Raw genomic sequence first — 1,679 nt, forward strand, 5'->3', positions numbered from 1 at the left:
TTGGCGCTGGCAAATGGCTTTCTGACGATGTGGAAGCTTTCACGGTTTCGTATGCAGTCGAGGGTGGCCAGCGGCTGGTGCTGAGTTTCGCGGATGGCGAACATCTGTCAGCCGCCATGCTCTACCCGCCGGATGGCACCGTCATCGTGCTGGACAATGATCCGTCCGAACTGGCGCAAGATCAACCGACGCCCTAACTGATGACCTGTTTTTATTTTATCAGCCCCAAATATTTCAGCCAGGGCTGGAGCAACGAAAACCTGAAAGCGCTCCAAGAGCATTGTCAGGAATATACCCAATGGAGGCAGTTATGAAAGAAACACAACGCGAGTTCAACGAATATGGCATTGTGTTCAAATATTCGTCCGAATACAGATCGGTTCTATCCGACCACCCCGGCGATTATGCCACACAAATCGATGGCACAATCTACGATGCGCTTCAGGAAGAAGGTAATCCTGTCAAAATCGGCGACTTTATTTTGTTCACGATAAACCCTTTCGAGTTTGGCGACCTGAACGTCGCGCCTTATTTCGACATTCTCGATGCGCACTCTGAAATCCTGAGTGGTTACTTTCCGGTTCTATTTGATGGTGTTCATAATTTCGAATTTACCGATCGCGTGGAAAACATTGCATTTACTGGCGGCGCAAGACGATTTGCGATCATCGAAGTGCTGCACATCCAGCCGGAATATCGAGGCAGAAATCTCGGTCTGCTGATGATGTCCCGCCTGATTCAGCATTTTGCCAGTGACGCTGCCCTTGTCGTCATCAAACCCCATCCATTGCAATATAGCCTGCGGGATGAAGATGACCCCCGACCCAGTCCGTATGGCAACATGTCGCGTGAAGATGCTACTCAAAAACTGGCTGACTATTGGAGTAAGATGAATTTTAGGCCTGTTCCCGAACATTGGCCGTTCATGGTGCTATCGCCCAATACGAAACAACAACCTCTCGAGGATTGGTTGCACGAATAACGATCCACCACTACCGAGTAATATAATGCAATTGCCCTATTATTCTACTAGGGCAATTGCATTTGGAATATTGTAGGGAGCATTCCATCAAACCCTGCGAGCAGCGCCAAACATCAAGATGAAGAATAGAGTATAATCGTAGGCGTTGCTTGGTGAACATTCATTTTCAAGATCGACAACTTCAGATATACATGTTCTGCTGAACACACGTTTCAAATATTTAAAAAAAAACGGCAAACCTGATGAAAATCAGGGACGCACAACCATGGGTCTAAAACTGCACGATGGGGAGTTATGCTGGGCAAGAATAATCCAAGACACACCGGAAATGTGGTTGCAAAGCGCATCCATAAATCGCTTCTTTTCCTGGTTGTTGCCCTTGTTGGGGTCAATCTGAGCGCTTGTTTGAAGACAACTCCCTCGGCAATCCCACAAGGTGGCGAAAATAGCGCTGCGATTGCCAGAAGTGGCATGGATGCTCGCTTTCACGAATTGTACGATCTACTGGGGGGACGTGATATTTTAGGCCCAGTGATATCCCCGTTATTCAAAAAATATGGTATTGAATATCAATACACAACGGCGGCGCTATTGACATATGACCCAAATACAAATCAGTATTCACTGGCTCCGATCGGCCAAAAATTAGGCGTAGCTGAACCCTCAACGAATCCTGCGGCACCCGGTGGGCATGATA

Annotated in this window: 2 protein-coding genes and 1 riboswitch; both genes read left to right on the forward strand. The window is 47.6% G+C overall.

The window, feature by feature from the left end:
- The coding region (locus tag HN413_00010; GenBank protein ID MBT3388771.1) for a hypothetical protein at positions 1-197 on the forward strand (197 nt) is incomplete at its 5' end.
- A gap of 113 nt (positions 198-310) precedes the next feature.
- Positions 311-982: a GNAT family N-acetyltransferase gene (locus HN413_00015; protein MBT3388772.1), complete on the forward strand. Its 672-nt coding sequence runs from the start codon at positions 311-313 to the stop codon at positions 980-982.
- A 222-nt stretch (positions 983-1,204) separates the two neighbouring features.
- A riboswitch (cyclic di-GMP riboswitch) is annotated at positions 1,205-1,324 on the forward strand.
- The last annotated feature ends 355 nt before the right edge of the window (positions 1,325-1,679 follow it).

The organism is Chloroflexota bacterium (assembly GCA_018648225.1).
Lineage (GTDB): Bacteria > Chloroflexota > Anaerolineae > Anaerolineales > UBA11858 > NIOZ-UU35.